Here is a 26,881-nt window from a genome sequence, read left to right as displayed (position 1 = left end):
TTTACTGAATCACATCTATAAGTAACAACAGAGGCAGGCATATCCTGCTTCTGTTTTATCAAGGAAAACAATAATGAAAACAACGTCACTGTCTCTGACCTTATTAGCACTAAGCTTATCTGCAAATGTATTCGCCGATCCTTTAGTGATTGCGCATCGCGGTGCTTCTGGTTATTTGCCTGAACACACATTGCCCGCTAAAGCGCTCGCTTATGCGATGAAACCTGACTACATCGAACAAGATGTCGTGATGACCAAAGACGACCAATTGGTGGTTTTGCATGATCACTATCTAGACCGAGTCACCGATGTCGCGGATCGCTTTCCAACACGCGCTCGTGCAGATGGCCGTTACTACGCGATTGATTTTACGCTTGCTGAGATTAAATCCCTGAAAGTGACCGAAGGCTTTAACCTCGATGACCAAGGTAAAAGAGTGGCAGGGTACCCAACGCGCTTCCCAATGTGGCAGTCTGATTTCCGTGTCGCTACCTTTGCAGAAGAGATCGAGCTGATCCAAGGCCTAAATAAGACCTTAGGTTATGACGTGGGCATCTATCCTGAAATTAAAGCACCTTGGTTCCATCGTCACGAAGGCAAAGATATCTCAAAAGCTGTGCTCGCAACCTTGCATCAATATGGTTACCTATCAAAAGACGACAAAGTGTATTTGCAGTGTTTTGACGCCAATGAACTTCAACGCATTAACGATGAGCTCATGCCAGTGATGGAAATGGATCTTAAGCTCGTTCAGTTGATGGCCTATACAGATTGGAATGAAACCATGACCTACCAAGGTGACAAAGCAACGCCGTACAGTTACGACTGGATGTTTGAAGCTGGTGGCATGGAAAAAGTGGCGTCTTATGCGGAAGGAATAGGCCCTTGGAAGCCAATGTTGGTGGACGATGCATCGACCAAAGATAACATCATTATTAAACCGTTAATGAAGTCAGCAAAAGACGCGGGCTTAGATGTTCACCCGTACACGTTCCGTGCTGACCCAGGAAGAATCCCAGCTTATGCTGATAACTTTGATGGCATGTTGGATGTCTTCTACAACCAAGTCAAAGTTGATGGTGTGTTTACCGACTTCCCAGACAAAGCGGTCGACTTCTTGAACCGTTAATACCCCGTCAGTTACGAGCTATTAGTAACGAGATACTAAGAGCCAAAAGCACCGACTAAAGGTGCTTTTGGCTCTTCTTGTACTGGCCTCGAAATCCTACCTATATTCTTCTTTCTCAGCCCGCATTTTGATATTCACTCGGTTTACAGCTATAACCTGACTTGATAGGTTACTCCCACTGCAGCCAGATGCTTAATCTATAAGTGTTTATCGGCTCAACCTGATATTGAATTTGGAAAGATCATGGAAGAAAGAAGCAAAGCTTATCTTGATAGCTACCTCAACACATTACCAGCAGACGTTGCTTCGCAATACACCTCTTTTAGTGCCGACTATTACTGTGCTGATGAATACAACGCCAACCTCTGCGCCCAGTTAATTCTCAAGGGTGAAAAACAAGCGTCTTGCAGCCTTGAATATTGGTACAGCCATGAAGGCGAGACGAGACCAGTAGTTGGTCACTTGCAAGTCGTCACTGACTGGGATGGCAAGCCAGTTTGCATTGTAGAGATCACTTCAGTCTCACAGTGCAAATATAACGAAGTGACGGCGGAGTTTGCTGCTGCCGAAGGCGAGGGTGACAAAACACTCGAATGGTGGAAAGAAGCTCACTGGAACTTCTTCTCTCGTGAATGTGAAGAGCTCAAGATCTCACCAAGTGAAGACATGTTACTTATGTTGGAGCGTTTCAAAGTGGTTTATCAATAAAGGGTATTTTGTGTTTAGAAGATCGTGCTCCATAAACAGTAACAAGGTTGTCCATAATGAGCCTAACCGTCCGAGAAGTTTTTATAGGCTCGCTTAAACATTAGATAATTCATCGTATGCAGGAGGCAAGATGACAAAGCTAATCGAATTAACAGAAATAGTCTTATTCGACTGGGGCAATACGCTGATGGTCGATTTCCCAGACGCACAAGGGAAGATGTGTGACTGGGAAACCGTACAAGAAGTGAGTGGTGCTCGTGCATTACTGGGGGAGTTGTCGAAAACTCATCTAGTTTATGTTGCTACCAATGCTGGTGATTCCAGTAAAGACGACATCATTCGAGCCTTTGAGCGTGTTGGCCTGTCTCAATATATCTTGGGTTACTTTTGTAAGGCGAGCATTGGCTTTTCTAAGTTCGAGTCGGGGTTCTATCCTGCCATTATTTCTAAGCTCGGTGTTTCACCACAAGAGATCACCATGGTAGGCGACACTCTAGAGAAAGACATTTACCCAGCACTTGAAGCGGGTTTGCAAGCGGTGTGGTTGAACACGGAAGGTGCTGAGCTTAAGTCACAGCATCCGGGTATCGTACAAGTTCAATCCCTAAGCGAACTGTTGGAGTAGCGCGATTAACTCTCTGATATTAAGTTCAGATAAAGCGCTTGTCCGTTTTGACGTAAACCTCTCATCTCTTTGCTGTTTAATCCTCTAAGCTAACTCTAGTTTCTACTATGAGGGCTAGGTTATGAGTATCGAACGTCATGGAATATCGGTTGGAATTGAACGTGTTAGCGGTGAAACCATCGTTGTGTTTAAAGCGAAAGGCAAGCTTACACACGATGACTATCAAGCAATGATGCCAATTCTAAATACCACGCTAGAAGAACTCGATTCATCTGAACTCAAGATGCTGGTCGATATCTCAACCTTAACAGGATGGGAGTTACGTGCAGCTTGGGATGATTTTAAACTGGGATTAGAGCTCAATTCGAAGATAGACAAAATCGCGATTTATGGCGATAAAAGCTGGCAAGAATTCGCTTCAAAAGTAGGGAGCTGGTTTGTGTCCGGTGAGATTAAGTCATTCGAAGACCATGACTCTGCGCTTAAGTGGCTAGTCGATTGATACTATTCGCGGGCAGCTAGAGAGCAGTTCGTAAACATCGCCAATGACAGTTGATGAGCATTGTCTCGAACGCTGTCATTTTTCGTTTTGGTTATGATATTTCCTATTTGATTCAATAGAGTATATTCCTTCCAGCGTGTAACATACCCAGGCTTTGTTTGGTCGTGACTAATAGAATAGCGCGGCCAGATTCAGTAATAACGAGAACTAAAACAGAAATAAGGTCTAACGACATGCATAAGGTAATTGATAAGCTGGCTTGGATATTCATCAAAGACGGCAAGTTGTTGATGGTGAGATCAAAAGACAAAGAACTGTTCTATCTACCGGGTGGTAAGCGTGAAGCTGGCGAAAGTGATGAGCAAGCACTGGTTCGCGAAATCAAAGAAGAGATCTCAGTCGATTTAGTGCCTGATTCCATCAAATACGTCGAGACGTTTACAGGCCAAGCTGATGGTAAAGCGGAAGGCGTATCGGTGCAATTGACTTGTTATCTTGCTGATTATACTGGCGAACTGTCTCCAGATGCCGAAATTGAAGAGCTTAAGTTTGTGGATGGCAACGACAAAGCGGTATGTTCATTGGCGGCACTGGTTGCGCTTGATTGGTTAGAAGCGAACCAGTATTTGGCTTAAGGTTTTAGCTGATATTAGCTCATGCTGAAGATTGATCTTCAAAAGATCATCGCTTACGAATAGCTTGAAGGGCGGCTGTCTTTCATCAACAGGTCGAGTTTCCTTTGAGCTTTCTTCGTGTCTTGTAAATCCACCACCTCAATCATTTCACACTCATCTCGTACCATCTCATTAATTAGGCTTGGGTAGTGTCGGCAATCTTCTGGTCGGTCTAAGTAAATGCTACATGTGTACTTGGCTTGAGCCTTGGTGTCTTTCGTCGGAACCAGCTCCAGAAAAGGGCAGCGAGTTAAACGTTCGCCAGATTCAGGGTCGAACCAGATCTCGCTTCCTCGAACATATTCAAAGATGTCTGGGTTGAACAACTCCCACAAATCGATCTCTTCTTGAGTCGCGGCAAGGTCGCCATCTCCGTATTTGATACAGCATTTTCCGCATTGATTACAATCTTTCATTATCGACTTCATAAGTTGGTGAGCTTTTATCATTTTACCACTGATAGCCGTGGCACGTTGATTTTGTTGTTCATGGTTAAGCCGTTACGGGGAGGGATCTTGGAATGGCGGTGCTTAAAATCAATTTATCTATGCACCACCACTCCAATCAAAGCTGTAAACAGTGATACAATTTGCGTCTCTCACGTTATTCAAGCAAAGGCATCAAAATGAGAACCGTATACACCACCGAAGGCAACATCAACGCAAAGAAACAGAAAGACGCTTACCCAAAGTTAGCGCTATGTGACAAGTGTGTTGGCGACTATGTGGTTATCGAGCAAGGTGAACGAACTTACAAGCCTTGTGCTAAATGTGGTGCCGACGATTAATGCGCCTTGATAAATACCTATGTAAAAGCACTGACCTGACCAAGCCTGAAGCGATTGAACGCATCCATAATGGCGAGGTGAACGTAAACAGTGAAACAGTCACCGATGAATCGACTCAGGTTCATGAAACCAACGCCATCTTGTTTAATGGCATGCCGCTTAAATTGCGTGAATTTCGATACCTCTTAATGCACAAGCCTGCGGGTACTATCTGTTCTAATGTCGATGAAGTTTATCCTTCATTGTTCAACTACATCGAGATAGACAAAGCATCAGAACTGCACATCGCAGGGCGCTTAGATGCCGACACCACAGGTTTAGTCTTAATTACCGATGATGGGCGCTGGTCATTCAATATTACGCTGCCAACCAAGTCTTGTAAGAAGGTGTATCGCGTGACATTGTCACGAGATATCAAAGACGATGTCGCTGATAAGTTTAAAGCGGGCATTCAATTGCAGGGCGAACAAAAGCCGACGCGTCCGGCAGAGCTCGAGGTGATTACCAGTAAAGAAGTGCTGTTGACCATTACAGAAGGCAAGTTTCATCAAGTAAAACGAATGTTTGCTGCGGTCGGGAATCGAGTTGTTGGCCTACACCGTGAACAGATTGGTCACGTTCGTTTGGATGTTGAAGCAGGCCAGTGGCGTTATCTAACTAAAGCCGAAGTCGACTCATTTCAGCAAGACTCTGAATAAACACCGTAACCACTTAAAGCGTTAAGCGTGTCAGCACAAGAACATCAACACTATAAGGATGTAGGATGGAAAACCTCAAAGTCTCAGAGATTAAGTCTTTCGTACCCGCGAAAGACTTCGATTTATCCAAGCGTTTTTACCAGTCAATCGGCTTTGAAGTGAAGTCTGAATTTCACGATATCGCCTATCTACGACACGGCAGTTGTGCGTTCCTTCTGCAAAACTTTTATGAACCTGCGCACTGTCACAATTACATGATGCACTTGCTGGTTGAAGACGTAAAAAGTTGGTATCAAAACATCCAAAACTCTAATGTAGTGTCGGAATTTGAAGTTACCGTTTCCGATTGAGATTGAATTTGTAACAGATTCGCAGGCATCCGCCCAATATCAAAACAATCCTGGAGTATTTAGAAATGTTGTTTTCTAGTCTGTCTAAACCATTGGTTCATGGCTCCGAGTTATGTTCTGAACTGCTCAATTTCTTAACCGAGCATAAACGTGAATTCGAAGAAAAATTAATTCCTGATCTGTCATACATCGATGATATGGCACATGTGGTGAACGGTATCAAAATCAAAGACGTTCTACACATCAATGCGAATCAATACCGACTTCAATATTCGTTTGATTGGGAGTTGTTTCTAGGTTGTTCAGATAGGAACGAAACCGGTGTAGAGAATGGAAGTGTTCTATTCACTCTTGAGGACGATAACGTTCTTAATATCAACTTCCCAAAATACGGTTCTCGAGACACTAGCGATGAGCTCTAGTCGGTTTTTCGTGCGTGTTATACAGAAGGAACAACAATGATAACTATCGAAAGGCTTGAAGATTCACATGTGGCGTTAGTTCAGGCCATCCAACTCGCCGATGAACAGGTTAAGTTCGCTGGTACAGCTGCAGAGTTTTTATTAGACGGCAGTGAAACGACGCACTTGCACGTGATTAAGTCTGATAACGAAGTTGTGGGTTTCTTTAAGCTGGATATCGCTTACGCAGAGCACTACGAATTCTGCCCTGAAGGAAGCATTGGCTTGAGAGCTTTTGTGCTTGATAAAAACCAGCAAGGTAAAGGTTTAGGAACAGGCACGGTGAAGGCTTTGTTTCCGTATTTAAAAGCGAATTACTCAGCGTATGAGTCGATTTACTTAACTGTGAATTGCAAAAATCCGGCAGCATTCAACTGTTATAAGAAAGGCGGCTTCGAAGATATCAATCAACAGTATTTAGGTGGCGCAGCAGGCCCGCAATTTATCATGCGCGGTCGAATTGCTTAGTAATAAATTATTGATGAGAAACACCTGCACAGCTGTATGCAGGTTGAGAGTCTTAAAGAACACGAGAAGGAAATTTGATGAAGGTTCAATATCTTGAAGTGGTTACCCCAGAGGTCGATGTCGTTTGTGCAACATACGCTCAGCTCTACAACGTGAAATTCAGTGGTGCAGATGTGAACCTTGGTGGGGCGCGCACTGCAAAGCTATCTAATGGCGGGGTAATTGGCATTCGAGCACCGCTTCGTGAAACTGAAGAACCAACTGTTCGTCATTACACGTTGGTTGAGGATATTCAGTCTGCAGTAACTGCAGCCGAGAAACTAGGCGCCGAAGTTGCGGTGCCGCCAATGGAGTTACCACGTCACGGGATGTGTGCCATTGTCATTCAAGGTGGCGTCGAGCTCGGATTCTGGCAGTTATAAATGATGTATACCTTTTAGATTGTGACGGACGAGATACTACGATTTATGATGCGACACCTAGTGTCTTTACCTGCTTCATGGCATCATTCCCTGCAGCTAAAACCCCAACAAGGTATGTTATGAAACAGAATATTGTCCACATTGCACTCGTGGTAAAAGACTACGATGAAGCGCTTGATTTCTATGTAAACAAACTTAAGTTTGATCTCATCGAAGACACGTATCTGCCAGAAGAAGATAAGCGCTGGGTTGTTGTTGCTCCACCAAATTCAACCGGTGTGAGCCTGTTACTTGCTAGAGCTTCCAAGCCTGAGCAACACGATTTCATCGGCAACCAAGCTGGTGGACGCGTATTCCTATTCTTAAACACCGATGACTTCTGGCGTGATTACGAACGTATGACGTCTTTGGGCATTAACTTTGTCCGAGAGCCTAAAGAGCAAGGCTACGGCACCGTTGCTGTGTTTGAAGATCTTTACGGTAACTTGTGGGATCTGCTTCAGTTAAATCCTGAACACCCTATGGCTAACAGGTAGATAAGCTTAGCCCACAACCATCGGGTGTTGCGTATTACAAAATGTAGGTTCATTGGGAGTAACGCTTCTTTGTCGCTAGGTTAACCCTCCGCACCGCTCAATCATCAACTTAAGTTAAGGAAGCTTATCGTGGAAGAAATCAAAGGCATTCTGCAATTCATGGTCGAAATTGAACAATTAAAGGATGTTCATCGACAGACGAAACCAGTTGGATTGGACCGATATGAAAACTCGGCCGAGCACAGTTGGCACGTCTGTTTGAGCGCTCTTATGTTGAAAGACTATGCCAATGAAGAAATCGATATTACCCGAGTAATGAAGATGTTGCTGATTCATGACCTTGGGGAAATCGATGCCGGAGATACCATCATTTATGCCAGTGAAACCGAAGAAAACAAGCTCAAAGAGAGAAACTGCGTCGAGCGCTTGCTGAAATCATTGCCGAGCCATTCAAGAAGCGAGTATTTGGATTTATGGCTTGAGTTCGAAGCCGGTGAGTCACCGGAAGCTAGATTTGGTAAGGCGATCGATAGAGTGCCACCTTTGCTTCATAACATCCATGGTGGTGGTCATAGCTGGAAGAAGCACAACATATCCAAAGACAAAGTCCTGACCTTCAATGGCGAGCGTATTTCTAAAGGCAGTCGTGCCTTATGGAAAGAGCTAGAAGTGCAACTTGAAGGTGCTGCGGAAAAAGGGCTATTAAAGTAAAAGTTAATTTCATACCTTAGCGTAAGAATAGCTTTAGCTTTTCAATGAGGGAGATCTCGATGGTAACTGATTCAAGATGCATGGCACTTACCTTGTGTCTCATTTCTTTCTAATAAAACTCTAGTGGACAACAATAAGTTCGAGAACCGAGTGATAAGTTGTTAGTATGTATCAAATTTATAAATATCAGTTGGCTTATATAAATGCTTGATAATAAGTATATTAAACACCCTTATCACTGTGAGCAGTGCGACGCACTTACCCCGCACCTTGCTGTTAGCGCTTCCGATGCTGAATCAAAAGCGGACGCTGAATCTGAAAAGAAGCAATGGAAGCTAGGCGTGTTGATGGAGTACCTGATGACGTTATTGTTTAGAGGTGACCATAAAGTTCCCGGTTTTTATGTCGACAGTGATTACGAATACCAATGTGAGAAATGTGGAACCAAATCGTGGCACTGATCGTGTGTTTAACTTTTGAAAAAATCCCCACCTAAACTGATGATAATAAGACGCATTAGAAAAGTGATCCTCTCTGCAAACTGAGAATCGAATCGCGTCTATACTGACATGGGTTACGTCGCTGATTTTAGAAGTGGCGCTATGAATGTAAGTTTGATTAGGTTAAATCTCTGAGGTGACGATGAAAAAATTACTACCACTATGCGCCATTTTACTCTCTGCATCATTTTTAGCTGCGGCTTCTGATGGTTTGATTAAATACCAAAGTAATTACTCAGTGAAAGAGACCGCTGACCGCTTTGAAGAACTCGCTATAAGCAAAGGTTTGACATTGTTTGCGCGAATTGACCATCAGAAAAACGCGAGTAAGGTCGATCTTGAATTGAGACCAACGGAAGTCATCATCTTTGGTAACCCGAAAGTAGGGACACCATTAATGCAATGTGCTCAAGAAGTCGCGATAGATTTACCGCAGAAGGTGTTAGTCACTGAAGATTCAAATAAGAAAGTATGGTTGTCTTACAACGATCCTAATTACTTGGTAGAGCGTCACGCGATCAATGGCTGTGACGAGGTCGTTAAGAAAGTATCGGGTGTACTAAGCAAGCTATCAGAAGCGACAGTGGCGAAAAAGAAAGCGAAATAACCAAGACCAATTAGCACTCATTAAGACTATTAATGGGTGCGACTTGACGAGGATATAGCTTCCCAATCAACGTTTGGCTGCATTGACAACTAAGCAACAATATATAAAAGTAGTTTTATGAAACTGAATTTAGCGCCATCTAACCAACGAATTATCATCATTCCATAAGAATGGTGGGATTGTTGATGCGCTTTGTTTATCGAACCCACCCGTAAGGTGGGTTTTTTGTCGCTGTCTTATGGGTTTTATCTGAATAGAGGAAGTCATATGAAAAAGATCGCGGTTTTTGGTAAGCCTGGGAGTGGAAAGTCCACAGTCAGCAAGGCGTTAGCACTAGCTACAGGGATAGAGCTTCACCAGTTGGACTCTATTGTTTACAAGGCCAACGCAGAGTTTGTTGAACGTGAAGTATTTGAGGAGGCTCATGAGAGCATATTTAAGTCAGAAAGCTGGATCATCGATGGTTTTGGCCCTCTAGGCTCGTTCAACACACGTTTAGATGCAGCTGATACCTTGGTTTATATCGACATTCCTTATTCAACTAGCTACTGGTTTGTAACCAAGAGAATGCTCAAAGGTTTATTTGTTAAACCTGAAGGCTGGCCTGCTGGAAGCTCAGTGATAAAAGGCACGATACAAAGCTATAAGACACTACAACTGTGTCCTAAATTTTGGAATGACGACTTTAGAGCGCAGTTAGAATTGCGCGCTAAAGAGAAAGAGGTTTACATCATCAGAAGCGTGACTGAATTGAATAACTTTGTTCACCAACACTTCACTTAACAGTCGAGAGTTTACTTTTCTTTAAAACGCTCTTACTTACTCATAACTTCATGAAAATATTTAGATTTAACTCTACGTGTGGCATATTTGCCATATGTTTAGTTTGTACTTTGAGTTAAGGAGATAGATATTATGTATGGAAGTGAGAAGACGAGAGCGTTCTGTAGTAACTGTAAGGAACTGACACTGCACAAGTACACTATGTTCAGTAACCAAGCCGAAAAAGCGCCACAACATGAAAAGAAGCCAGGGTTGCTTGGAATGATTTTATCGTCGCTAGCTTCAAGTGGCGGAAACGGTGACTATAAATGTACAAAGTGTGGAACCAATTTACGTACACCGGACAACCTTGATTAGCCTTTAACCTACTTAATACTTCAACATTCTTCTTCTTTAATTATCCGTTTTCATTTGATAATAATTCAAATTGCACCGTGTTTTTCATTGAATGAACTTCTAGTAGCCTATGCGAATAGTTAATTATTGGGCATTCAAATGACACAGTATCAGTTCCAACAAGGGCATATTCGTCCACCTTCAGAAGCGGATAGCTTATTGATTCGCACCACCCAAGGTTGTCCTTGGAACAAATGTAAATTCTGTACGCTGTTTGAGGGGATGGAGTTTGCAATTCGTCCCGTTGAAGAGATTAAGAAAGACATTTGGGCTGCGAAAGCATTCTATAAGAACCGTAAATTTGAGACCTGTTTTCTGCAAGACGGTGATTCATTCACTATGGATACCGAAGACTTGCTGGATGTGTTGAATACACTCAAACAAGCCTTCCCAGAGTTAAAGCAGATCAGCTCTTATGGACGAGCGCAAAGCATGACTAAGAAGTCGCCTGAAGAGATGAAAGCCATCTGTGATGCAGGGCTCAACATGCTTTATTGCGGTATGGAATCGGGTTCTATTGATGTTCTCAAATTGATGAAAAAAGGCATTACTCCGAAATCTATTTTGAAATCGACCGAATACGCGAAGCAAGCGGGTATGAAGATGATGACCTTCATTATCCTTGGCTTGGGTGGTAAAGAATATTCGGCGCAGCATGTTGAAGAAACGGCGGCCTTACTTAACCAAATCAACCCAGATGAAATACGCATTCTGTCGCTTGCTGTGAAGCCTGGAACCGAATTGGATGAACTGGTGCAGAATGGAGAGTTCACGCCACTTAGCGAACGTGAAATGCTTGAAGAACAATATCAATTGATCAGTAAACTAAACCGCGTGACGGGCAACTATGGTAACTATCACGGTATTAATTTGTTGATGGAACTGAACGGACAGCTGCCACAGGATAAAGCGAAGTTCTTAGCGACAATAGACCGTTTCAATATGATGAGTGAGAATGACCAGAATAACTTTATCTTGGGACGTCGCATTCATTACTACGCCGCATTGAAAGACATGGATAACCAACTTATGTACGATTCTGTACAAAGAGAGCTTAATCGCATTCAAAAGCAAAATCCCGATGAACTCGACAATGTGTTTTACCAACTCCGTCAACGCATGATCTAGCAGCAAGGACTAATAACATGAATAACCTCGTTAACTGGCAAATCAGAAATGAAAATCCGGAACATCGGTCTTTGGAAAACGGCGTGCTGACGATGCAAGTGCAAGAGGGCAATATCTTTGGTGCGGGTTCAGCTGATGTTGATAATATCTTCGTTCATCCAGTATCTAGCTCGGATTACAGCACAGAAGTGACGGTTCAATTAGATCCAAACCTCGCATTTGAACAAGCTGGGTTAGGTATTTACTGGGATAACGACAACTACATTAAAGTGAGCAAAGAGATGTTCATGGGCGAGCGTTCATTGGTGTTCGTTGTAGAACAAAATGGTCAGCCACAGATCAAGGAACGTCTGTTGTTTAGTGAATCTAGTGTGTCGGTAAAGCTCGTCAAACAAGGCGGAAAAGTCAGCGCTCATTTCCGCCCGTTAGAAAAACAACAATGGCAGGAAGTGATCACGTTTGATTCGTTAGTAGGCAGTGAACAGGGTGTGATGCTTTATACGTTCAGTGGCAGTAAGGCGACGCCTAATTTCGCCAAATTTAGTGGCTTCAGTTTGTCTGACGCCTAATAATTTGTCTTACGCTGAATAAGCTTGCTTAGCGTATAAAAAAACGGACCGATATTGCTACCGGTCCGTTTTTAAATTCTTCAAGTCAAAGCGCTTATGCACAGCACTTCTTGTATTTCTTACCGCTGCCGCAAGAACATGGGTCGTTACGGTTAGGGGTCTTTTCAAACGTCATCGTTTTTGGCTTGTTCAGTAGAGTATCAAGCTCGATGGTGTTCTCTTCTTTGTCTGCGTCGACTGTAACAGTAACGAAGATAGAATTTTCAGCGGCTAGTGCTTCAACTTCTGCTTTGCGCGCTTCAGTTTGAACCATTACAGCGATTGGAGATTCTTCAGTACCCGCTTTTACATCGCGGTTTACGTTGTAGCCAGCAAGAACGTGGTTCTGTCTTGTTTCGATACGGCCTTTGAAAAATAGTTTCGACATTGGGTACTCATTAAAAATGTTGAATGGCGCTATTTTTAATGGCGATAGCGCAATGGAGCGGGGATTATACGCATATATTGCAATTGATAAAGCAGTGATGTGAGCAAACGCAGTTTGGTTTTTACTTGCTAGTAACGGCTTGCGCTCTAGCTTTGTTCGGGTTGGATTAATTTTCAAATTCAAGACAATAAGGTTTCCCTCAACAGGGCTTCAAGTGATAAATTGAAATCGTCAATTTAAACAACGAGATACACCATGAAGTTAGATGCCATCCTGTGGGATTACGATGGAACCTTAGTCAATTCCGTTCCAAAGAATATCGCAATCACAAAAGACATTATCTCTTTAGTCGCACCACACTTGTCAGGTGACAACTTACCTAAATATTTGCTTAGCGAAGCGCTTTATCATGAAGCCAACCACGGGGCTAAAAACTGGCAAGCCTTGTATGTCGACTATTACGGTTTATCACACGATGAAATGTTGATCGCTGGTGGAATGTGGGCAGAGCATCAAGAGAAAAACCAAACAGCCGTTGCCTTGTTTGAAGGAATGGAAACCGTGGTTAATCAGTTTGCTCATCTTCCTCATGGGATCTGCTCTCAAAACTCTCAATTGAATATTCGTGGTGTGCTCGACAGTTATGGCATCGGCGATTTGTTTAAATCGGTCGTGGGCTATGACGATGTCTCGATCGGTAACCAAAAACCCCATCCATTTGGTGGTGTGAAATGTGTCGAGAACATATTTGGCGCCGATCCGACTAACGAGCTTTGTTTGATGTACATCGGTGACCATGAAGCGGACACACAGTTTGCTCGCAATATTGAAGCCGCGCTGGGTAAAAACGCAAAAGTGATTGCCGTTGCAGCAGGTTATAGCCGATCGAAACCTGAAAATTGGCAAACCAAGCCCGAATACATTGCTAACAGTGTCGATGATCTTTTAACGATCATTAGCAAGTACGCATAACGAAGCAGACATTTAAAAATCACCACACGTAAATAACTTTAAGGAAGAATAATGACACCAAAACAAGTGGTATTGGGATTTTGGGATGCAATGCGCAGTAATGATTTTGCAAAGGCAGGTGAATGGCTAACCGCAGATTTTGAAGGCTATTGGCCGCAGTCGTCTGAATTGACGTTAGGGCGCGACAACTTCACTGCAATCAATACTGAATACCCAGCCAATGGTGTTTGGGAATTCACGCTCAATTCGATTGTCTGTGAAGGTGATACGGTAGTCACGGACGTTTCGGTCACTGACAGTGTGTTGAAAGGCCGAGTGATTACCTTTCACACGGTGGTTGATGGTTTAATTCAAAAGCAAACTGAGTTTTGGCCAGACCCATTCGAAGCGCCGGCGTGGCGATCGCAGTGGGTTCAGATCGTATCGAACAATTAGTTTGTATCGATACGATCAGTTTGTCACGAACAATCAGGTTGCACAGAATAAGTAAACATTAGGAGGTTTCATTGAGCAAGGTAGTGATTGTAACAGGCGGGAGCCGAGGTATTGGCGCAGCGACGTCTAAATTATTGGCCAGTAAAGGCTATGCCGTATGCGTTAACTTTATACACAATGAGTCGCGAGCTGAAGATCTAGTGAACGAGATTCGCGAACAAGGCGGAACCGCGATAAGCGTGCGGGCGGATGTGTCTGTTGAATCGGATGTGAAATCTTTGTTTGAGATTGCTCGTAACAAGCTAGGCCCAGTGACTCATTTGGTCAATAATGCCGGGATCTTGTTTACCCAGTCACCATTGGTTGATATTGAATTGGATCGCTTTGAAAAGGTGATGAAGTCCAACGTATCAAGCTGCTTTCTGTGCAGTAAAGCCTTTATCAAACAAGCTGATGGCGCGGGTTCGATTGTGAATGTATCGTCTGCCGCTTCTCGCACAGGTGCACCGTTTGAGTATGTGGATTACGCAGCATCCAAAGGTGCGATGGATTCACTGACCAAAGGCTTATCGCTTGAATTGGCTTCACGCAATATCCGAGTGAATGGTGTAAGGCCAGGTTGTATCTACACTGAAATGCACGCAGACGGCGGAGAGCCTGATCGCGTAGACAGACTAGCTTCGCAGTTACCATTACAACGAGGTGGCACGCCAGAAGAGGTCGCTAACTCTATCGCGTGGTTACTGTCAGACGAAGCTTCTTATGTAACCGGCTCATTTATTGATATTGCGGGCGGTCGATAGGGCACGTTGGCCTTTACACTAATATAAACAAGTTACAACCATCAACACGCAACAAAAGTACCTAACTAAAAGAACGAAACTAAGAGTACAACCATGAAAAACTATTTTGAAAGCCCGTTTGTTGGAAAGTCACTCAAAGAACAAGTGACCAACCCAAACATCATCGTGGGCGAGCACAGCTATTACTCGGGTTACTACCATAACCACAGCTTTGATGACTGTGCGCGTTACCTATTACCGGATAGAACCGACATCGATAAGCTGATCATTGGCAGCTACTGCTCGATTGGTTCTGGCGCCGTGTTTATGATGGCGGGCAACCAAGGCCACCAAAACCAGTGGGTGAGTACCTTCCCGTTTTTCTATCAAGACGATGAGAAGTTTGAAGGTGCGATAGACGGCTTTGAACGCTCTGGTGATACCTTGATTGGTAACGATGTGTGGATTGGTACAGAAGCCATGATCATGAGTGGTGTTAAGGTTGGTGACGGAGCCATCATCGCAAGTCGAGCGGTTGTGACTAAAGATGTCGCGCCATACTCGATTGTCGGTTCAAACCCAGCACGCCATATCCGTTATCGTTTCAATGAGACTGAAATCGCTCAGTTGCTAGAAATGAAATGGTGGGAATGGAGCGAAGAACAAATCAAAGGCGCAATGTCGCTAATGTGTTCTTCAGACATTGGTGGTTTGTACCATTATTGGAAAGGATTCTTGAAGCCTTAAATTGTCGTTCACAGATGAAATGTGAATGGTGAGAACGAGATTAAATTTAACAAATTACTCAATAATCTGATTATGGCAATGCGATTGTGATACGAGTAACTTATTGATTGTAAAGATATTGAATAGTATGGCATGTCGCATTAGCGTGGTGGATGAATTGGAAGGGTATTATGATTAGTTGCAACGATTACGATTATATTGAGATTGTGTGTATGCACCGATACCCAATCAAATTAACGCTGAAATCTGGCGAGCAGATTGAATGTGTCGGATTAGATACTCAACGCAATGATAGCCGTGAAGAGTGCATTAAGGTCAGTATTCAAGGTTTAGAACAACTTGTCGTACTCACAGACCTTTCCACACTAGAAGTTTGTGTCGACAACCCTCATTTTCAGCAGATTTCATTCAAAACGTCATAGGCTTTCAAATGAATAACACCATAGAACAATGCTATTGCACCGCATGCCGAGAAGATACACAGCACGTTGTGGTGTTGGTCAGAAAGACGAGTGCGTTTGCAGAGAAACCTAACCAAAAGCGAAGCGAGTTTTGGGCAGGCATGATAAAAGGTTGGTTTCTTGGCCCATTTATCGCATCTATGGACGAATTTTCTCGTCATATAGTGTGTGAGAAGTGTGGTCACAAAGAGATTGAAGATTAGGTATCGATTCAATATGCTCAAACCATCGTTGGCTTAGGGATAAAACGAATGAAAGTAGAAACGATTGAAGCCGTAAAGGCGTATGGGTTTTCAGTAAGAACCACTAATCAGGATGAGGTTGACCCAACTAAAGCGAAGATAGGTCAATTGTGGCAGGGCTTTTTTGACCAAGCATTTCCGAAATTAACACCGGATTCAAAAGTGTATGGCGTTTACACTAACTACGAGTCTGACTTTACGGGCGAATTTGATGTTATCGCGTGTACTAATGCACTTACGGATCAGAATGTTGATACGCTTGTAGAAACCGAAATACAAGCAGGTAAATACTTAACGTTTTCTGCTGAAGGTGAATTACCACAAGCTGTGATCGACCTATGGGGTGAAGTGTGGGCGTATTTCAGCGCTGCTGACTGCCCACATGTGAGAACTTACACGACAGATTTTGAACTATACAAAGGTGAAACTGAAGTCGAGATTTCGATAGCGATTCAGTGATCAGGTTAAAATGAACAAAAGGCTTAGCTTAGACTGTGTTTGCCAGTTAAGAGACAGTAGTTACCGGTAAAGAGACAACGGAATCCCAGTTAAGCCTTTGAATATCTGTTCTTTACAAAGAAGATACAGTGTCACGTAACTACTTTAATACCTAGGAATTATCTATTCCAGAATTCCCCTAGATCACCCTAGATACCCTTAAGTCACCCAAAATTCTCTTAAGTTATCCAAAAAGACAATCTTGCTTGGTTTCATTCCACAAAGGGTATTGCTTCATGACTTGGGTGTAGAGCTTACTTTCAAGGTGCGCTCTTAACCAACGTCCTACGTTTTGATATTCCGATTTCACAAACCACTTCTTTTCGACTCGCACAAACTGACTGACGAAAGGCATCACCGCAAAATCGGCCAAGCTTGGGCTTTCTCCAAAAAAGTAGGGCTGATCGGTAAGTCGCACTTCTAACTGCTTAATGAAGGTTTCGCAGGCTTGTCGGCGTTGTTCAACATCGATGTTTCGGTAACGAACCGATGCACGATACCTTTCTAAGTGACCAATAAATTCTTCATCGTTGGTTTTAATGAGCTGCTGAACTTGTTCGCTAAGCGTTGGATTGCTTGAACGCAGAAGATCTTGAGGATCGTTTTGTTGAAGTGACCAGTTCATCACATCCAAGCTCTGTTCAATGACTTGTCCATTGGGTAACACCAATACAGGCACTGTTCCTTTTGGCGAACTGGCCAATAGTTCGCTAGGCTTGTCTTTGGTAATGATTTCTCGAAGTAACACTTTTTGCTGTGATAGTGCGATGCCCATTCGTCCGCGCATTGCATAAGGGCAACGGCGTAAAGAATAAAGGATAGGTAGATCGGATTCGTTCGGCATTATTGAGGTCATTTAGTTTGAAAAGTGTTGTACGGTGGTAAAGAGATCGTGATGTGGGTAGAATACGCGGCTTAAAAATTATAAGTAAGTGAGCGACTTCAAAAATGAGCAGAAAAATTGAGTTATTAGCCCCAGGTGGCGATGTAGAAGCGATAAAAGCCGCCATCGTAGCGGGTGCTAATGCAGTTTATTGTGGTTTAGACACATTCAACGCTCGTAACAGAGCCTCTAACCTGTCGTTAGACGAATTGAATGGTGTGATTCGCCTTGCTCATGAATACGGCTGTGAAGTGTTCCTGACTCTTAACGTTGTGCTACTGGAGCACGAGACTAAGAGCATCACCAAACTGCTGAACCAGCTTGTGAACACCAAAGTGGACGGCATCATTGTTCAAGACTTGGGTTTATTCAACCTGGTTAAGAAGCATTTCCCATCGTTAGACGTTCACGCGTCGACTCAGTTAACTACGCACAACGAAGGTCAGATTAAGTTCTTGTCTAAGATTGGCGCGACGCGCGTTAACTTGTCTCGTGAGTTGAACCTGCCTGAAATCAAGATGCTGACGGAAGTGGCACACGATCACGACGTATTAACCGAAGTGTTCGTACACGGCGCTCTGTGTATCGCATTCTCTGGTCAATGTTACTCAAGCTCAGTAAGTGTGGGTAACTCAGGTAACCGTGGTCGTTGTAGCCAAGCGTGTCGTGATGAGTACGAAATCACCAACGCGGGCAACAAGTTCCCACTTAACCTGAAAGATAACTCAGCTTACTACGACCTACCTGAATTGGTTGATGCGAAAGTCGACTCATTGAAAGTAGAAGGCCGTATTAAAGGCGCACACTACGTTTACACTGTGGTAGACACATGGCGTAAACAGATTGATAGCTTTGTAGAAAGTGGTTTGTTGATCGAAGACGATTCGAACCTACACAAAGTATTCAACCGTGATTTCACCAACTCTTTCCTAAAGGGCAACCTAACGAAAGACATGTTCATCGATAACCCGCGCGACAACAGCATGAACTACGCTGTTGAAAAAGCGACGGAGCAGAACAACGAAATCTCAGTTGTACAGATTCAAGAAGTGACCAACGAACTTCACCAAGCGAAAGACGTTCTTGGTAACGAAATGCGTGACAAGATCGAGTTCCTTGATATTCGCAAGACACCAGTAGCACTGTCGTTCAGCGTAAAAGTGGGTCAACCATTTACGGTGACTGTGAACACGCCAAAAGAGAACTTTACTCTTCAATCTAAATCGCTATTGAAAGCGGTTGAAGAGAAGGCGATTACTCAAGAGCTACTTGAGAAGCGATTCAAAAACGTGAAGAGTGCAGTTCACACGCTAGAAAGCCACGACTTCAGTGAAGTGGATGCAGGCTTGTTGATTCCTCTAAAAGAAGTTTCAGACCTAAAAGACGAGATCGACTTCATTCTGAACGGCTCTGTGGAAGTGATTAAGCACGTTGAAGTGCCAGCACTGCCTCAGCACCCTAAAGTGAACGAGAAGCCGACTATGTCGATGCTTATCGCCGATATAGAAGACTTACACCTGTGTGACGTGACTGACGCGGATGTTTACTTCAAACTTCCAGAAAGCTTCAAGAAGCGTTGTAACAAGTACATCGACATCTTGGCAGCAAACCCACGTTTGATTCCTTGGTTCCCAGCGGTATTGATCGGTAAAGATTACGACGAAGCGGTTCGTATTCTTGAAGAGATCAAGCCAGCTCGCATCGTAACCAACAACACGGGTATTGCTTACAAAGCTTACGAGATGGGTATTGAGTGGGTTGCAGGCCCGTTCATGAACACGACCAACTCTCACGCACTGGTTACTCTGAAAGAAGAGCTGAACTGTGCAGGCGCATTCATTTCGAACGAGATCAACAAAGGTCAGATTCGTCATATTCGTCGCCCAGAGAACTTCAAACTGTTCTACAGCATTTACCACCCAATCTTGATGATGACCAGCCGTCAGTGTTTCTTCCAAAGAACCGTGGGTTGTAACAAGCCAAGCATCGAAGCAGGTTGTATGTTGAAGTGTGAGAAAGCGACCACGATTACCAACGTGAAAGGCATCTCTTTTGCGGTTGATAAACAGAAGGGTGGCTACCCAAGCATTTACAACCACGAGCAGTTCTTGAACCACGACGCAGTAACTGACTTCTCTGGTCTGTTCGACGAGTTCTTCATTGACCTAACCAACATCGGTGCAGGTTCTAAAGAAGTGAAAGACAAAGTTGAGCTTATCAAGCATTTCGAAGCGCTACTGAACGGCGTTGAAGGTTCACAACAGAACCTAGAGCAGATGGTTGAAGTTCGAACTAATGCTCAGTACGTGCAAGGTCTATAGCGTACAAGGTTTATAGGGTTCAATGTCTATGGGCTGTAAGGCTTATAGCTTCTAACGCAAAGAGCGTTCAAGGTTTATAACGCTCAACCGCTTATAAGCACTCTGAACCAATAAACAAAAGGCCACTCAATCGAGTGGCCTTTTTAATGTCTGAAACTTTCTGAATCTTTCTCAACCAACGAATACGTTATTCTGTCACGGCTTCTTGTTTGAAGCATGGGCTTTTCAACGTGTTCATCTTTTCGATTTCATTGGTTAAGCGCAGCGAGAGCAGGGCTTTCTGGTTCGAAGCAAAATCAAACATCACGATAGTCGCAGTGCCAACGGTCGTCAGTTTCTGTTGAGCCTTACTGACAATCGCGTATTCCATGGTGAATCGGTCATCTTGAATATCGGTAACACGTGAGCCGACCATCAAGGTATCTGGATACGTGACTGGGCGGAAATACTTACAGTAAGTGTCACCAAGAACAGGACCAACTTTGGTAATCGCCATCTCTTCCATCAGCTCGACGTGCTTGAAAAAATCTAAGCGAGCGGTTTCGAAATAGCGAAAATATACAGCGTTGTTAACGTGATTGAGTGCGTCCATTTCTCCCCAAGCGACAGGGATTTCTGTTACTACCGGGTAGTCAGATAATAGTGCTTCCATGCGAACTCTCTTATTGTTATGTAGGGATAAGTTGTTATTGGAATAAAAACCCTACCGCTAAATTAACAAAACTGCAACACGCGTGATTTAAGTTTTTGAAGCTTGAAACCACACAATGTCAGTGACTTAGTTGCACATCCACTCAATAGTTAGGCACTAAGGTGTTTGAATTGCAGCTCAACCAAGCGTTGGTACAATTCGCAGCTATTGATGAGAGACTGGTGGTCGCCGATGTCTACTAGTTGTCCTTTATCGAGCACCGCAATTTGGTCGGCGTGTTTAATTGTTGATAATCGATGGGCGATAATGATCGTCGTTCTGCCACGCATTAACTCTTCTAACGCTTGTTGTACGTGATGCTCACTTTCACTGTCTAGTGCGCTGGTTGCTTCATCCAACAATAGAATATTTGGATCTTTCAAGATGGCACGTGCGATAGCAATACGTTGTCTCTGCCCACCAGAAAGCCTTACACCACGTTCACCAAGAAAGCTGTTGTAGCCATCAGGTAGGTTTTGAATGAACTCGTGTGCGTGCGCTTTCTTCGCCGCTTCGATCACTTGCTCGTCTGTTGCCTGCGGGTTGCCGTAGCGAATGTTATGGAACACATCGTTACTGAACAGAGCAGGTTGTTGCGGTACCAATGCCATCTGCTTTCTTAGCTCGTTAGGATCAAACTGATTCAGTTCAACACCGCCTAAGGTGACCTTACCCACTTGTGGGTCGTAGAAACGTTGCAGCAGTTCGAACAGGGTAGTTTTACCTGCGCCAGACGGGCCAACCAGTGCCAACACTTTGCCTTCATGGGCAGTAAGCGTGAGGTTGCTTGTTGCGGGTTGGTCCGGTCTTGATGGATAACAGAAGGTCACATCATCAAATGCAACTTCTGGCGTTACGTTAGCAAGCGAAGTTGGATTCGCAACTGGCGCAACAATATGGCTTTCAACTTGTAGGACCTCGATTAATCGCTCGGTCGCACCTGCCGCGCGTTGCAGTTCACCCATCACTTCAGAAATCGTACCTAACGATGAAGCAACCATAATTGCGTAGAACACAAACGCCGCTAAGTCACCAGCCGACATAGTGCCGTTGATAACATCACTGCCGCCAACCCAAAGCATGCCTGCAATAGCACTAAATACAATCACGATAACGCCAGAAATAAGAATCGCGCGCTGTTTTACACGCTGGCGACCAATCTCATACGCCTTTTCCACTTCTACCGCGAATGATGCTTTCTCTTGCTCTTCTCGGCTGTAGCTTTGCACCGTTTTAATGTGCTCAATTGCCTCACCTGCGTAAGAACCCACATCAGACATGGAATCTTGGCTTTGGCGAGATAGGGCTCTTACACGGCGCCCATAAACAAGGATCGGAATCAAGATAAATGGCACCGAGGCCAATACAATCAACGTCAGCTTAATATTGGTCGCAAACAGCATGATGATTGCACCAATACACATCAACGCGCTGCGCATCGCCATAGAGAACGATGAACCTATGATGCTTTGAAGCAGAGTAGTATCCGTGGTGATTCGCGACATGATGTCGCCACTGCCATTGGTTTCAAAGTAGCTCGGGTGCAGCGTCACCACGTGATTGAAAACCGACAGGCGTATATCCGCACTTACTCGCTCACCAACAGAAGAGACCAAATAGAAGCGGAAGAAGGTGCCAATCGAGATCAGCACGACCACCACCATGATGAATTGAATCGCGCTGCCTAAGTCTGACAACGATTGTTGGCTGAAGCCTTGGTCGATAAGAAGACGAATACCGTGTCCGACTGAAAGGGTTAAGCTCGCTGTGAAGATCAACGCGATCAACGCAGTAATAACACGACCTTTATAAGGCTGAATGAATTTACTCAGCTCAAACAAAATACTGAGGCTTTTTTTCTCAGGTTTGGGTTCTGGCGCTTGTTGAGTCGATCGCTGAGTCTGTCGCTGGTTCGAGTCGAGCGTAGAAGAGACATCGTTTTGCATATGACTGCCTTAATGTGTTGTCGCTTTAAAAATAGATGGCTTGTTGCTTGTTGCTTATGGCTAATTGCTTTATGACTTATTGCCTGTACTGCGCGTTGTTCGCTGGGCAGTAATTGTTGTTGATAATCGAACCCATTAAAGCATTTATTGCGCTGTGACGCTCCCTAGGAAACTCAATTTCCAATATTTCATCAACACTAAGTGAATAATTCGAAACGACCTTAAAGGAAAACTAAGCATTTTGATCCAGTCAGTTGGATAGGAAACCAAGCTATTTAACCCTAATTTTTATGCAAGTAAATTAGCGTTGATAGGAGAGTGCACACATAAACAAGCAACCGTGCGATGATTTATAAATTGATAGCAAAACGTTTGCTATTTATCTCGATATTAGCTTTATCAATGACTTGTAAGTTTTGGTTGTAAGACCAGTTATAGCGACTGTTTTTTGTGGAATATTTGTTACAAAAATTCAACAAAGTAGTTTTTTATACATTTTTCTTGCATAAAACCTCGGATTGAATAGAATAACCAACAAATGACAATTAATGCAGTATTGTGGCATGACTATTCAAGTAAAGAGCATCAACAAATCATACGGTGATACCCAAGTTCTTCACGACATCAGTTTCGACTGTGAGAGTGGCGAAACCTTGGTATTGCTTGGCCCAAGCGGCGCGGGCAAGAGTTCATTACTGCGTGTATTGAACCTGCTTGAAATCGCGGACAACGGCGAATTAGACATTGCGAATGAGCAATTCGATTTTTCAAGCCAAATCCAAGAGAAGCAGGGGCTTAAACTTCGTCGTAAAGTCGGCATGGTGTTCCAGCAATACAACTTATGGCCACACATGACGGTGATGGAAAACTTGATTGAAGCACCAACCAAAGTGGCGGGTTTGGATAAGCAAGAAGCGATTAAGCAAGCGCAAGAAGTCCTAAAGACACTTCAACTTGCCGACAAAGCAGACGCTTGGCCACTTCAACTGTCTGGCGGTCAACAACAGCGTGTTGCGATTGCACGTGCGCTGATGATGAAACCGGATGTGTTGTTGTTTGATGAACCAACAGCGGCGCTTGATCCTGAGATCACCAACCAAGTCGTGAGCATTATTAAAGAATTGAGCGGAACGGGCATTACCCAAGTGGTCGTGACGCATGAAGTCGATTTCGCGAAGAAGATTGCTAGCCACGTTCTGTACCTAGAAAAAGGGTACATCGTTGAACACGGCACCAGCGATTCATTCGTTAATCCGCAGACACCTGAGTTTGCCGAGTATCTGACTCATTAAGTAAGTCACTTATTAAAAGAAAGTTGACTCACTAGATCTAGCTAAACACAACATCAATTAAAACAATCAAATTATAAGAATGGCCACAGGCCGCTATTACACAGTATTCGGAGTAACAAAATGAAAAAGATTCTACTAGCTTCACTTATCGGCCTTGCTTCTTTTAACGCAGCGGCTAAAGAAGAAATCAAATTCGCGATGGAAGCAACGTACGCACCATTCGAATACATGGATGAGAACAACCAAATTCAGGGTTTTGACGTAGACTTAGCAAACGCACTTTGTGAAGAGCTGAAAGCAACGTGTACTTTCCACAACCAAGCATTCGATAGCTTGATCCCTGCACTTAAATTCAAACGTTACGATGCGGCTATCTCGGCAATGGACATCACAGAAGCGCGTCTTAAACAAGTGAACTTCTCTAACGCATACTACGATAACTCTGCAGCATTCATTTCTTTCGAAGGCAAAGTAGCAGACCAAGCAGCACTAGAAGGTAAGCGTGTTGGCGTTCAAAACGGTTCTACTCACCAGAGCTTCCTACTTGAGCAAATGACTGGCGTAACAGCGGTACCTTACTCAAGCTACCAAGATGCATTCATCGACATGAAGAACGGTCGTATCGATTCTGTATTCGGTGACACAGCCGTTGTAGCAGAATGGTTCAAGAAAGAAGACAACCTAACGTACGTAGGCGACCAAGTAACAAACCAAGAGTACTTCGGTAACGGCTTTGGTATCGCGGTAAACAAGAGCAACCAAGAACTTGTAGACCAGCTTAACGTTGCACTTGCAGCAGTAAAAGCGAACGGCGAATACGATAAGATCTTCAACAAGTACTTCGGTAAGTAATTTATGGAATTAACGGGTTACTCTTTAGGGCTCGTCGAAGCAAGCTGGATGACTGTTCAGCTTGCGTTCGTAAGCCTATTGGTTGGATTGGTTCTAGCAGTTTTGTTTGCAAGTGGTGAGATGTCTCGTCGTATTGCAATCAAATGGCCAACGACTGCATTTGTGACGATTGTTCGTGGTTTACCAGAAATTCTGGTCGTACTGTTTATCTACTTTGGTTCGACACAAGTTCTGTTCATGATCACTGGCGACTTCATAGAAGTGAGCCCGTTCTTATCTGGTGTTGTTGCACTGTCACTTATCTTTGCTTCTTACGCTTCGCAAACCTTACGTGGTGCATTAAAAGCAATAAGCAAAGGGCAGAGAGAAGCAGCAAGCGCGCTTGGTATTTCTCAGTCTCGTGCATTCTTTCGTATCGTATTGCCTCAAGCGGTAAGGCACGCACTACCAGGGTTAACCAACCAATGGTTAGTGTTACTGAAAGACACTGCATTAGTTTCGCTGATTGGCGTAACAGATTTGTTGAAACAAGCACAACTAACATCAGCGGCAACGCACGAAGCATTTACTTGGTACGCGACAGCAGCAGCAATCTACTTGGTCATCACTTTAATCACACAAAGATTGGTAAAAGTGATTGATGGTAAGTTCTCTATTCAAGGTTTGGGTAACAAAGGGGCAATGGCATGAATCAACAATACCTCTCTCAAATGCTTGAAGGCTTAGTGACCAGTCTTCAACTTACAGGCGCTTCATTGCTGGTTGGTTGTATCTTGTCACTGCTGATGACGGTAACGCTAATCCTAAGAATACCTGCGATTCACTGGTTAACACGTGGCATCATCACGCTGTTCACCGGCACACCATTGTTGGTGCAGATCTTCTTGGTCTATTACGGCCCGGGTCAGTTCGATTGGATTCGTGAAAGCTTCATGTGGACTTGGTTAAGCCAACCTTGGTTCTGTGCAATGTTAGCATTAGCTTTGAACACTGCCGCATACAGCACGCTACTGTTCAGAGGCGCATTCAACGCCATTCCAGCAGGGCAGTGGGAAGCGTGTCGTGCACTAGGTATGGACAAAGTAGCAACGCTTAAAGTGTTACTGCCATATGCACTACGCCGCGCCGTTCCAGCTTACTCGAACGAAGTGATTCTAGTCTTCAAAGGTACGTCACTGGCAAGCACCATCACCATCATGGACTTGATGGGCTACGCTCAGCGTATCAACGGCCAAACCTACGACACGCTAACCGTGTTCGGCATTGCTGGCGCATTCTACTTAGCAGTAAACGGCATACTAACGCTGATCTTCCGTCAAGTAGAGAAGAAGGCCCTCGCATTCGAAGCCGCGTAAGCTAGCCACAAACAAATTTAATTAACGTATAAAGCCTGCCATTTATGTTCGCATAGATGGCAGGCTTTTTTGTGTTTGGGGTATGTGTAGTGGTACTGTTTTTATATCTAGTAGAGCGGGGTTTTTGCGAAATTCATACTATATAGAAATATTCTGCATTTTGTCATTCAATGAGTCTATCTATGTTTTAAGTCACTGAATTGCTGTGATTAATCGTGGTAAATTGCTGTACATATGAAACTAGATAGAAAAATCCTATATTTAAATGCAGAATTTTTCTGTCTAATAGCTGTTAAAAATCAGGAGGAAACTTGGAAACTAATGCAAAATTATTGAGTGATCATATTGTAAGCTCAAATAAAGCAATGGAAGTGTTATTCAAAAACAAACACCATGAATCAGCCTTAATTCTTTTGTATTCGTGGGTAGACCGTTTAGCTTGGCTGTCTGTTGACGCTGAAGAATCAAATGGCGGTGATTTTAAACAATGGTTGAATCGTTATTTGTTTGTGGAAGAGGAAGCTTTTCCTTTTAATGCGGATGATTTGTGGGGAGCAAGGTGCGCATTATTACACACAGGAACATCTGAAGCTCGGGACGTGAAAAAAGGTAAGGCTCGTGCCGTATTTTATTACGGTGGTCAAATTGATGTCGTAGCAAAGAACACCAATGAGCAAGTCTATGTGAATGTTGGACAGCTTCATGTCAGTTTAATTGGTGCTTCACTGCATTTTCTTCAGCATTTAGAAAAAACACCTAACGAGTTGCGTCGCGTGAACTTAAAGATTGGCAAGATACTACAGCGTACAACTGATTTTTAACAAACGACTATGGCGTCAATGATTAATTTTTGGCAGTGTTTTCATCCCACATGGCGCCATCTCTCAGCATAGAGTTAAGAGTCACAACCATCTTTCGAACAC

Annotated in this window: 36 protein-coding genes and 1 pseudogene; 32 read left to right on the top strand and 5 right to left on the bottom strand. The window is 43.7% G+C overall.

Features of this window, described 5'->3' with window-relative positions:
- The first annotated feature begins 73 nt into the window (after positions 1 to 73).
- The 5 genes from glpQ (at position 74) to AB6E78_RS13710 (ending at position 3,599) form a co-directional block, all read left to right on the top strand.
- The gene (gene glpQ, locus AB6E78_RS13730) at positions 74 to 1,129 is read left to right on the top strand and encodes a glycerophosphodiester phosphodiesterase (protein ID WP_136982729.1); all 1,056 of its coding nucleotides are present in this window, start codon (positions 74 to 76) and stop codon (positions 1,127 to 1,129) included.
- A 243-nt stretch (positions 1,130 to 1,372) separates the two neighbouring features.
- Positions 1,373 to 1,837 carry an ASCH domain-containing protein gene (locus tag AB6E78_RS13725; RefSeq protein WP_017059207.1) on the top strand — a complete coding sequence of 155 codons (465 nt, stop codon included), beginning with the start codon at positions 1,373 to 1,375 and terminating at the stop codon, positions 1,835 to 1,837.
- Between the two features lie 130 nt (positions 1,838 to 1,967).
- Positions 1,968 to 2,462, top strand: coding sequence for an HAD family hydrolase (locus AB6E78_RS13720; RefSeq protein ID WP_136982728.1), 495 nt, complete (start codon positions 1,968 to 1,970; stop codon positions 2,460 to 2,462).
- Positions 2,463 to 2,583: 121 nt separating this feature from the next.
- Positions 2,584 to 2,964, top strand: coding sequence for an STAS/SEC14 domain-containing protein (locus AB6E78_RS13715; protein WP_017099881.1), 381 nt, complete (start codon positions 2,584 to 2,586; stop codon positions 2,962 to 2,964).
- 233 nt (positions 2,965 to 3,197) lie between these two features.
- Positions 3,198 to 3,599, top strand: a complete 402-nt coding sequence (locus AB6E78_RS13710) for an NUDIX domain-containing protein (protein WP_136982727.1) — start codon at positions 3,198 to 3,200, stop codon at positions 3,597 to 3,599.
- A 53-nt stretch (positions 3,600 to 3,652) separates the two neighbouring features.
- On the opposite strand, the gene AB6E78_RS13705 is transcribed toward AB6E78_RS13710, so the two are convergent.
- Positions 3,653 to 4,054, bottom strand: a complete 402-nt coding sequence (locus AB6E78_RS13705; protein WP_017065706.1) for a YkgJ family cysteine cluster protein — start codon at positions 4,052 to 4,054, stop codon at positions 3,653 to 3,655.
- 209 nt (positions 4,055 to 4,263) lie between these two features.
- Between AB6E78_RS13705 and AB6E78_RS13700 the strand changes: the two genes are divergently transcribed.
- From AB6E78_RS13700 to AB6E78_RS13635, 14 genes and pseudogenes are all read left to right on the top strand, one after another.
- Positions 4,264 to 4,425 (top strand): hypothetical protein, encoded by a 162-nt coding sequence (locus AB6E78_RS13700; RefSeq protein WP_057622458.1) that lies wholly within the window; start codon positions 4,264 to 4,266, stop codon positions 4,423 to 4,425.
- Positions 4,425 to 5,123: a pseudouridine synthase gene (locus tag AB6E78_RS13695; RefSeq protein WP_136982726.1), complete on the top strand. Its 699-nt coding sequence runs from the start codon at positions 4,425 to 4,427 to the stop codon at positions 5,121 to 5,123. Before AB6E78_RS13700 ends, AB6E78_RS13695 begins: the two co-directional genes overlap by 1 nt.
- 65 nt (positions 5,124 to 5,188) lie before the next feature.
- Positions 5,189 to 5,470 (top strand): annotated as a pseudogene (locus AB6E78_RS13690) (glyoxalase); the annotation flags it as partial.
- Positions 5,471 to 5,538: 68 nt separating this feature from the next.
- Positions 5,539 to 5,895, top strand: coding sequence for a hypothetical protein (locus tag AB6E78_RS13685; RefSeq protein WP_136982724.1), 357 nt, complete (start codon positions 5,539 to 5,541; stop codon positions 5,893 to 5,895).
- Positions 5,896 to 5,931: 36 nt separating this feature from the next.
- Positions 5,932 to 6,402 carry a GNAT family N-acetyltransferase gene (locus AB6E78_RS13680; protein ID WP_017070703.1) on the top strand — a complete coding sequence of 157 codons (471 nt, stop codon included), beginning with the start codon at positions 5,932 to 5,934 and terminating at the stop codon, positions 6,400 to 6,402.
- Positions 6,403 to 6,479: 77 nt separating this feature from the next.
- On the top strand, positions 6,480 to 6,824 hold the full coding sequence (locus AB6E78_RS13675; protein ID WP_017061800.1) for a VOC family protein: 345 nt from the start codon (positions 6,480 to 6,482) through the stop codon (positions 6,822 to 6,824).
- Between the two features lie 119 nt (positions 6,825 to 6,943).
- Positions 6,944 to 7,360 carry a VOC family protein gene (locus AB6E78_RS13670; RefSeq protein WP_009846821.1) on the top strand — a complete coding sequence of 139 codons (417 nt, stop codon included), beginning with the start codon at positions 6,944 to 6,946 and terminating at the stop codon, positions 7,358 to 7,360.
- A 129-nt stretch (positions 7,361 to 7,489) separates the two neighbouring features.
- On the top strand, positions 7,490 to 8,071 hold the full coding sequence (locus tag AB6E78_RS13665; RefSeq protein WP_372133811.1) for an HD domain-containing protein: 582 nt from the start codon (positions 7,490 to 7,492) through the stop codon (positions 8,069 to 8,071).
- Between the two features lie 203 nt (positions 8,072 to 8,274).
- The gene (locus tag AB6E78_RS13660) at positions 8,275 to 8,532 is read left to right on the top strand and encodes a hypothetical protein (protein ID WP_372133812.1); all 258 of its coding nucleotides are present in this window, start codon (positions 8,275 to 8,277) and stop codon (positions 8,530 to 8,532) included.
- 181 nt (positions 8,533 to 8,713) lie between these two features.
- Entirely contained in the window at positions 8,714 to 9,178 is a 465-nt protein-coding gene (locus AB6E78_RS13655; RefSeq protein WP_017061805.1) for a DUF302 domain-containing protein, read from the top strand.
- Positions 9,179 to 9,445: 267 nt separating this feature from the next.
- Positions 9,446 to 9,961, top strand: a complete 516-nt coding sequence (locus tag AB6E78_RS13650) for an adenylate kinase (RefSeq protein ID WP_136982722.1) — start codon at positions 9,446 to 9,448, stop codon at positions 9,959 to 9,961.
- A 132-nt stretch (positions 9,962 to 10,093) separates the two neighbouring features.
- Positions 10,094 to 10,318 (top strand): hypothetical protein, encoded by a 225-nt coding sequence (locus tag AB6E78_RS13645; protein WP_017061807.1) that lies wholly within the window; start codon positions 10,094 to 10,096, stop codon positions 10,316 to 10,318.
- A 138-nt stretch (positions 10,319 to 10,456) separates the two neighbouring features.
- Positions 10,457 to 11,485: a radical SAM protein gene (locus tag AB6E78_RS13640; RefSeq protein WP_017061808.1), complete on the top strand. Its 1,029-nt coding sequence runs from the start codon at positions 10,457 to 10,459 to the stop codon at positions 11,483 to 11,485.
- 17 nt (positions 11,486 to 11,502) lie between these two features.
- Complete coding sequence (locus AB6E78_RS13635) at positions 11,503 to 12,054, top strand: DUF1349 domain-containing protein (RefSeq protein WP_017061809.1); 552 nt, start codon at positions 11,503 to 11,505, stop codon at positions 12,052 to 12,054.
- A gap of 94 nt (positions 12,055 to 12,148) precedes the next feature.
- Here AB6E78_RS13635 and AB6E78_RS13630 read toward each other — a convergent pair whose 3' ends face one another.
- Positions 12,149 to 12,481 (bottom strand): PBPRA1643 family SWIM/SEC-C metal-binding motif protein, encoded by a 333-nt coding sequence (locus tag AB6E78_RS13630; protein ID WP_017063923.1) that lies wholly within the window; start codon positions 12,479 to 12,481, stop codon positions 12,149 to 12,151.
- Positions 12,482 to 12,736: 255 nt separating this feature from the next.
- Between AB6E78_RS13630 and AB6E78_RS13625 the strand changes: the two genes are divergently transcribed.
- From AB6E78_RS13625 to AB6E78_RS13595, 7 genes are all read left to right on the top strand, one after another.
- On the top strand, positions 12,737 to 13,453 hold the full coding sequence (locus tag AB6E78_RS13625) for an HAD family hydrolase (protein ID WP_102393706.1): 717 nt from the start codon (positions 12,737 to 12,739) through the stop codon (positions 13,451 to 13,453).
- Between the two features lie 51 nt (positions 13,454 to 13,504).
- Entirely contained in the window at positions 13,505 to 13,888 is a 384-nt protein-coding gene (locus tag AB6E78_RS13620) for a nuclear transport factor 2 family protein (RefSeq protein ID WP_017061812.1), read from the top strand.
- Between the two features lie 71 nt (positions 13,889 to 13,959).
- Positions 13,960 to 14,691, top strand: a complete 732-nt coding sequence (locus tag AB6E78_RS13615) for a glucose 1-dehydrogenase (RefSeq protein ID WP_004733853.1) — start codon at positions 13,960 to 13,962, stop codon at positions 14,689 to 14,691.
- Positions 14,692 to 14,784: 93 nt separating this feature from the next.
- Positions 14,785 to 15,417: a type B chloramphenicol O-acetyltransferase gene (gene catB / locus AB6E78_RS13610; RefSeq protein ID WP_372133813.1), complete on the top strand. Its 633-nt coding sequence runs from the start codon at positions 14,785 to 14,787 to the stop codon at positions 15,415 to 15,417.
- 170 nt (positions 15,418 to 15,587) lie between these two features.
- Positions 15,588 to 15,839 (top strand): Rho-binding antiterminator, encoded by a 252-nt coding sequence (locus AB6E78_RS13605; protein ID WP_137001806.1) that lies wholly within the window; start codon positions 15,588 to 15,590, stop codon positions 15,837 to 15,839.
- A gap of 8 nt (positions 15,840 to 15,847) precedes the next feature.
- The gene (locus AB6E78_RS13600; protein ID WP_010441052.1) at positions 15,848 to 16,081 is read left to right on the top strand and encodes a hypothetical protein; all 234 of its coding nucleotides are present in this window, start codon (positions 15,848 to 15,850) and stop codon (positions 16,079 to 16,081) included.
- Positions 16,082 to 16,129: 48 nt separating this feature from the next.
- Positions 16,130 to 16,579 (top strand): GyrI-like domain-containing protein, encoded by a 450-nt coding sequence (locus tag AB6E78_RS13595; RefSeq protein WP_017070693.1) that lies wholly within the window; start codon positions 16,130 to 16,132, stop codon positions 16,577 to 16,579.
- Positions 16,580 to 16,802: 223 nt separating this feature from the next.
- Here the strand turns inward: AB6E78_RS13595 and AB6E78_RS13590 are convergent, their stop codons facing one another.
- Entirely contained in the window at positions 16,803 to 17,393 is a 591-nt protein-coding gene (locus AB6E78_RS13590; RefSeq protein WP_372133818.1) for a glutathione S-transferase, read from the bottom strand.
- A 173-nt stretch (positions 17,394 to 17,566) separates the two neighbouring features.
- Between AB6E78_RS13590 and AB6E78_RS13585 the strand changes: the two genes are divergently transcribed.
- Positions 17,567 to 19,822 (top strand): peptidase U32 family protein, encoded by a 2,256-nt coding sequence (locus AB6E78_RS13585; RefSeq protein ID WP_372133814.1) that lies wholly within the window; start codon positions 17,567 to 17,569, stop codon positions 19,820 to 19,822.
- A gap of 187 nt (positions 19,823 to 20,009) precedes the next feature.
- Here the strand turns inward: AB6E78_RS13585 and AB6E78_RS13580 are convergent, their stop codons facing one another.
- Together AB6E78_RS13580 and AB6E78_RS13575 are read right to left on the bottom strand one after the other, a co-directional pair.
- Positions 20,010 to 20,474, bottom strand: coding sequence for a thioesterase family protein (locus tag AB6E78_RS13580; RefSeq protein ID WP_017061819.1), 465 nt, complete (start codon positions 20,472 to 20,474; stop codon positions 20,010 to 20,012).
- A gap of 149 nt (positions 20,475 to 20,623) precedes the next feature.
- Positions 20,624 to 22,459: an ABC transporter ATP-binding protein/permease gene (locus AB6E78_RS13575; RefSeq protein ID WP_372133815.1), complete on the bottom strand. Its 1,836-nt coding sequence runs from the start codon at positions 22,457 to 22,459 to the stop codon at positions 20,624 to 20,626.
- A 563-nt stretch (positions 22,460 to 23,022) separates the two neighbouring features.
- On the opposite strand from AB6E78_RS13575, the gene artP reads away from it, so the two are divergent.
- The 5 genes from artP to AB6E78_RS13550 all read left to right on the top strand — a co-directional run bounded on the left by artP (position 23,023) and on the right by AB6E78_RS13550 (position 26,779).
- The gene (artP, locus tag AB6E78_RS13570) at positions 23,023 to 23,751 is read left to right on the top strand and encodes an arginine ABC transporter ATP-binding protein ArtP (protein ID WP_372133816.1); all 729 of its coding nucleotides are present in this window, start codon (positions 23,023 to 23,025) and stop codon (positions 23,749 to 23,751) included.
- A gap of 120 nt (positions 23,752 to 23,871) precedes the next feature.
- Positions 23,872 to 24,603 carry a lysine/arginine/ornithine ABC transporter substrate-binding protein gene (locus AB6E78_RS13565; protein WP_017070691.1) on the top strand — a complete coding sequence of 244 codons (732 nt, stop codon included), beginning with the start codon at positions 23,872 to 23,874 and terminating at the stop codon, positions 24,601 to 24,603.
- A 3-nt stretch (positions 24,604 to 24,606) separates the two neighbouring features.
- On the top strand, positions 24,607 to 25,293 hold the full coding sequence (gene artQ / locus AB6E78_RS13560) for an arginine ABC transporter permease ArtQ (RefSeq protein ID WP_372056473.1): 687 nt from the start codon (positions 24,607 to 24,609) through the stop codon (positions 25,291 to 25,293).
- A complete protein-coding gene (artM, locus tag AB6E78_RS13555) occupies positions 25,290 to 25,958 on the top strand; it encodes an arginine ABC transporter permease ArtM (RefSeq protein WP_017061823.1) in 669 nt (222 codons plus the stop codon). The genes artQ and artM overlap by 4 nt, the downstream gene beginning before the upstream one ends.
- Before the next feature lie 311 nt (positions 25,959 to 26,269).
- Positions 26,270 to 26,779, top strand: a complete 510-nt coding sequence (locus AB6E78_RS13550; protein ID WP_372133817.1) for a hypothetical protein — start codon at positions 26,270 to 26,272, stop codon at positions 26,777 to 26,779.
- Positions 26,780 to 26,881 lie beyond the last annotated feature (102 nt).

The sequence above is a fragment of the Vibrio sp. 10N.247.310.98 genome (genome assembly GCF_041467395.1).
In the GTDB taxonomy this organism is placed as follows: Bacteria; Pseudomonadota; Gammaproteobacteria; order Enterobacterales; family Vibrionaceae; genus Vibrio; species Vibrio crassostreae_C.
This window is presented reverse-complemented; position numbering and strand designations above follow the sequence as displayed.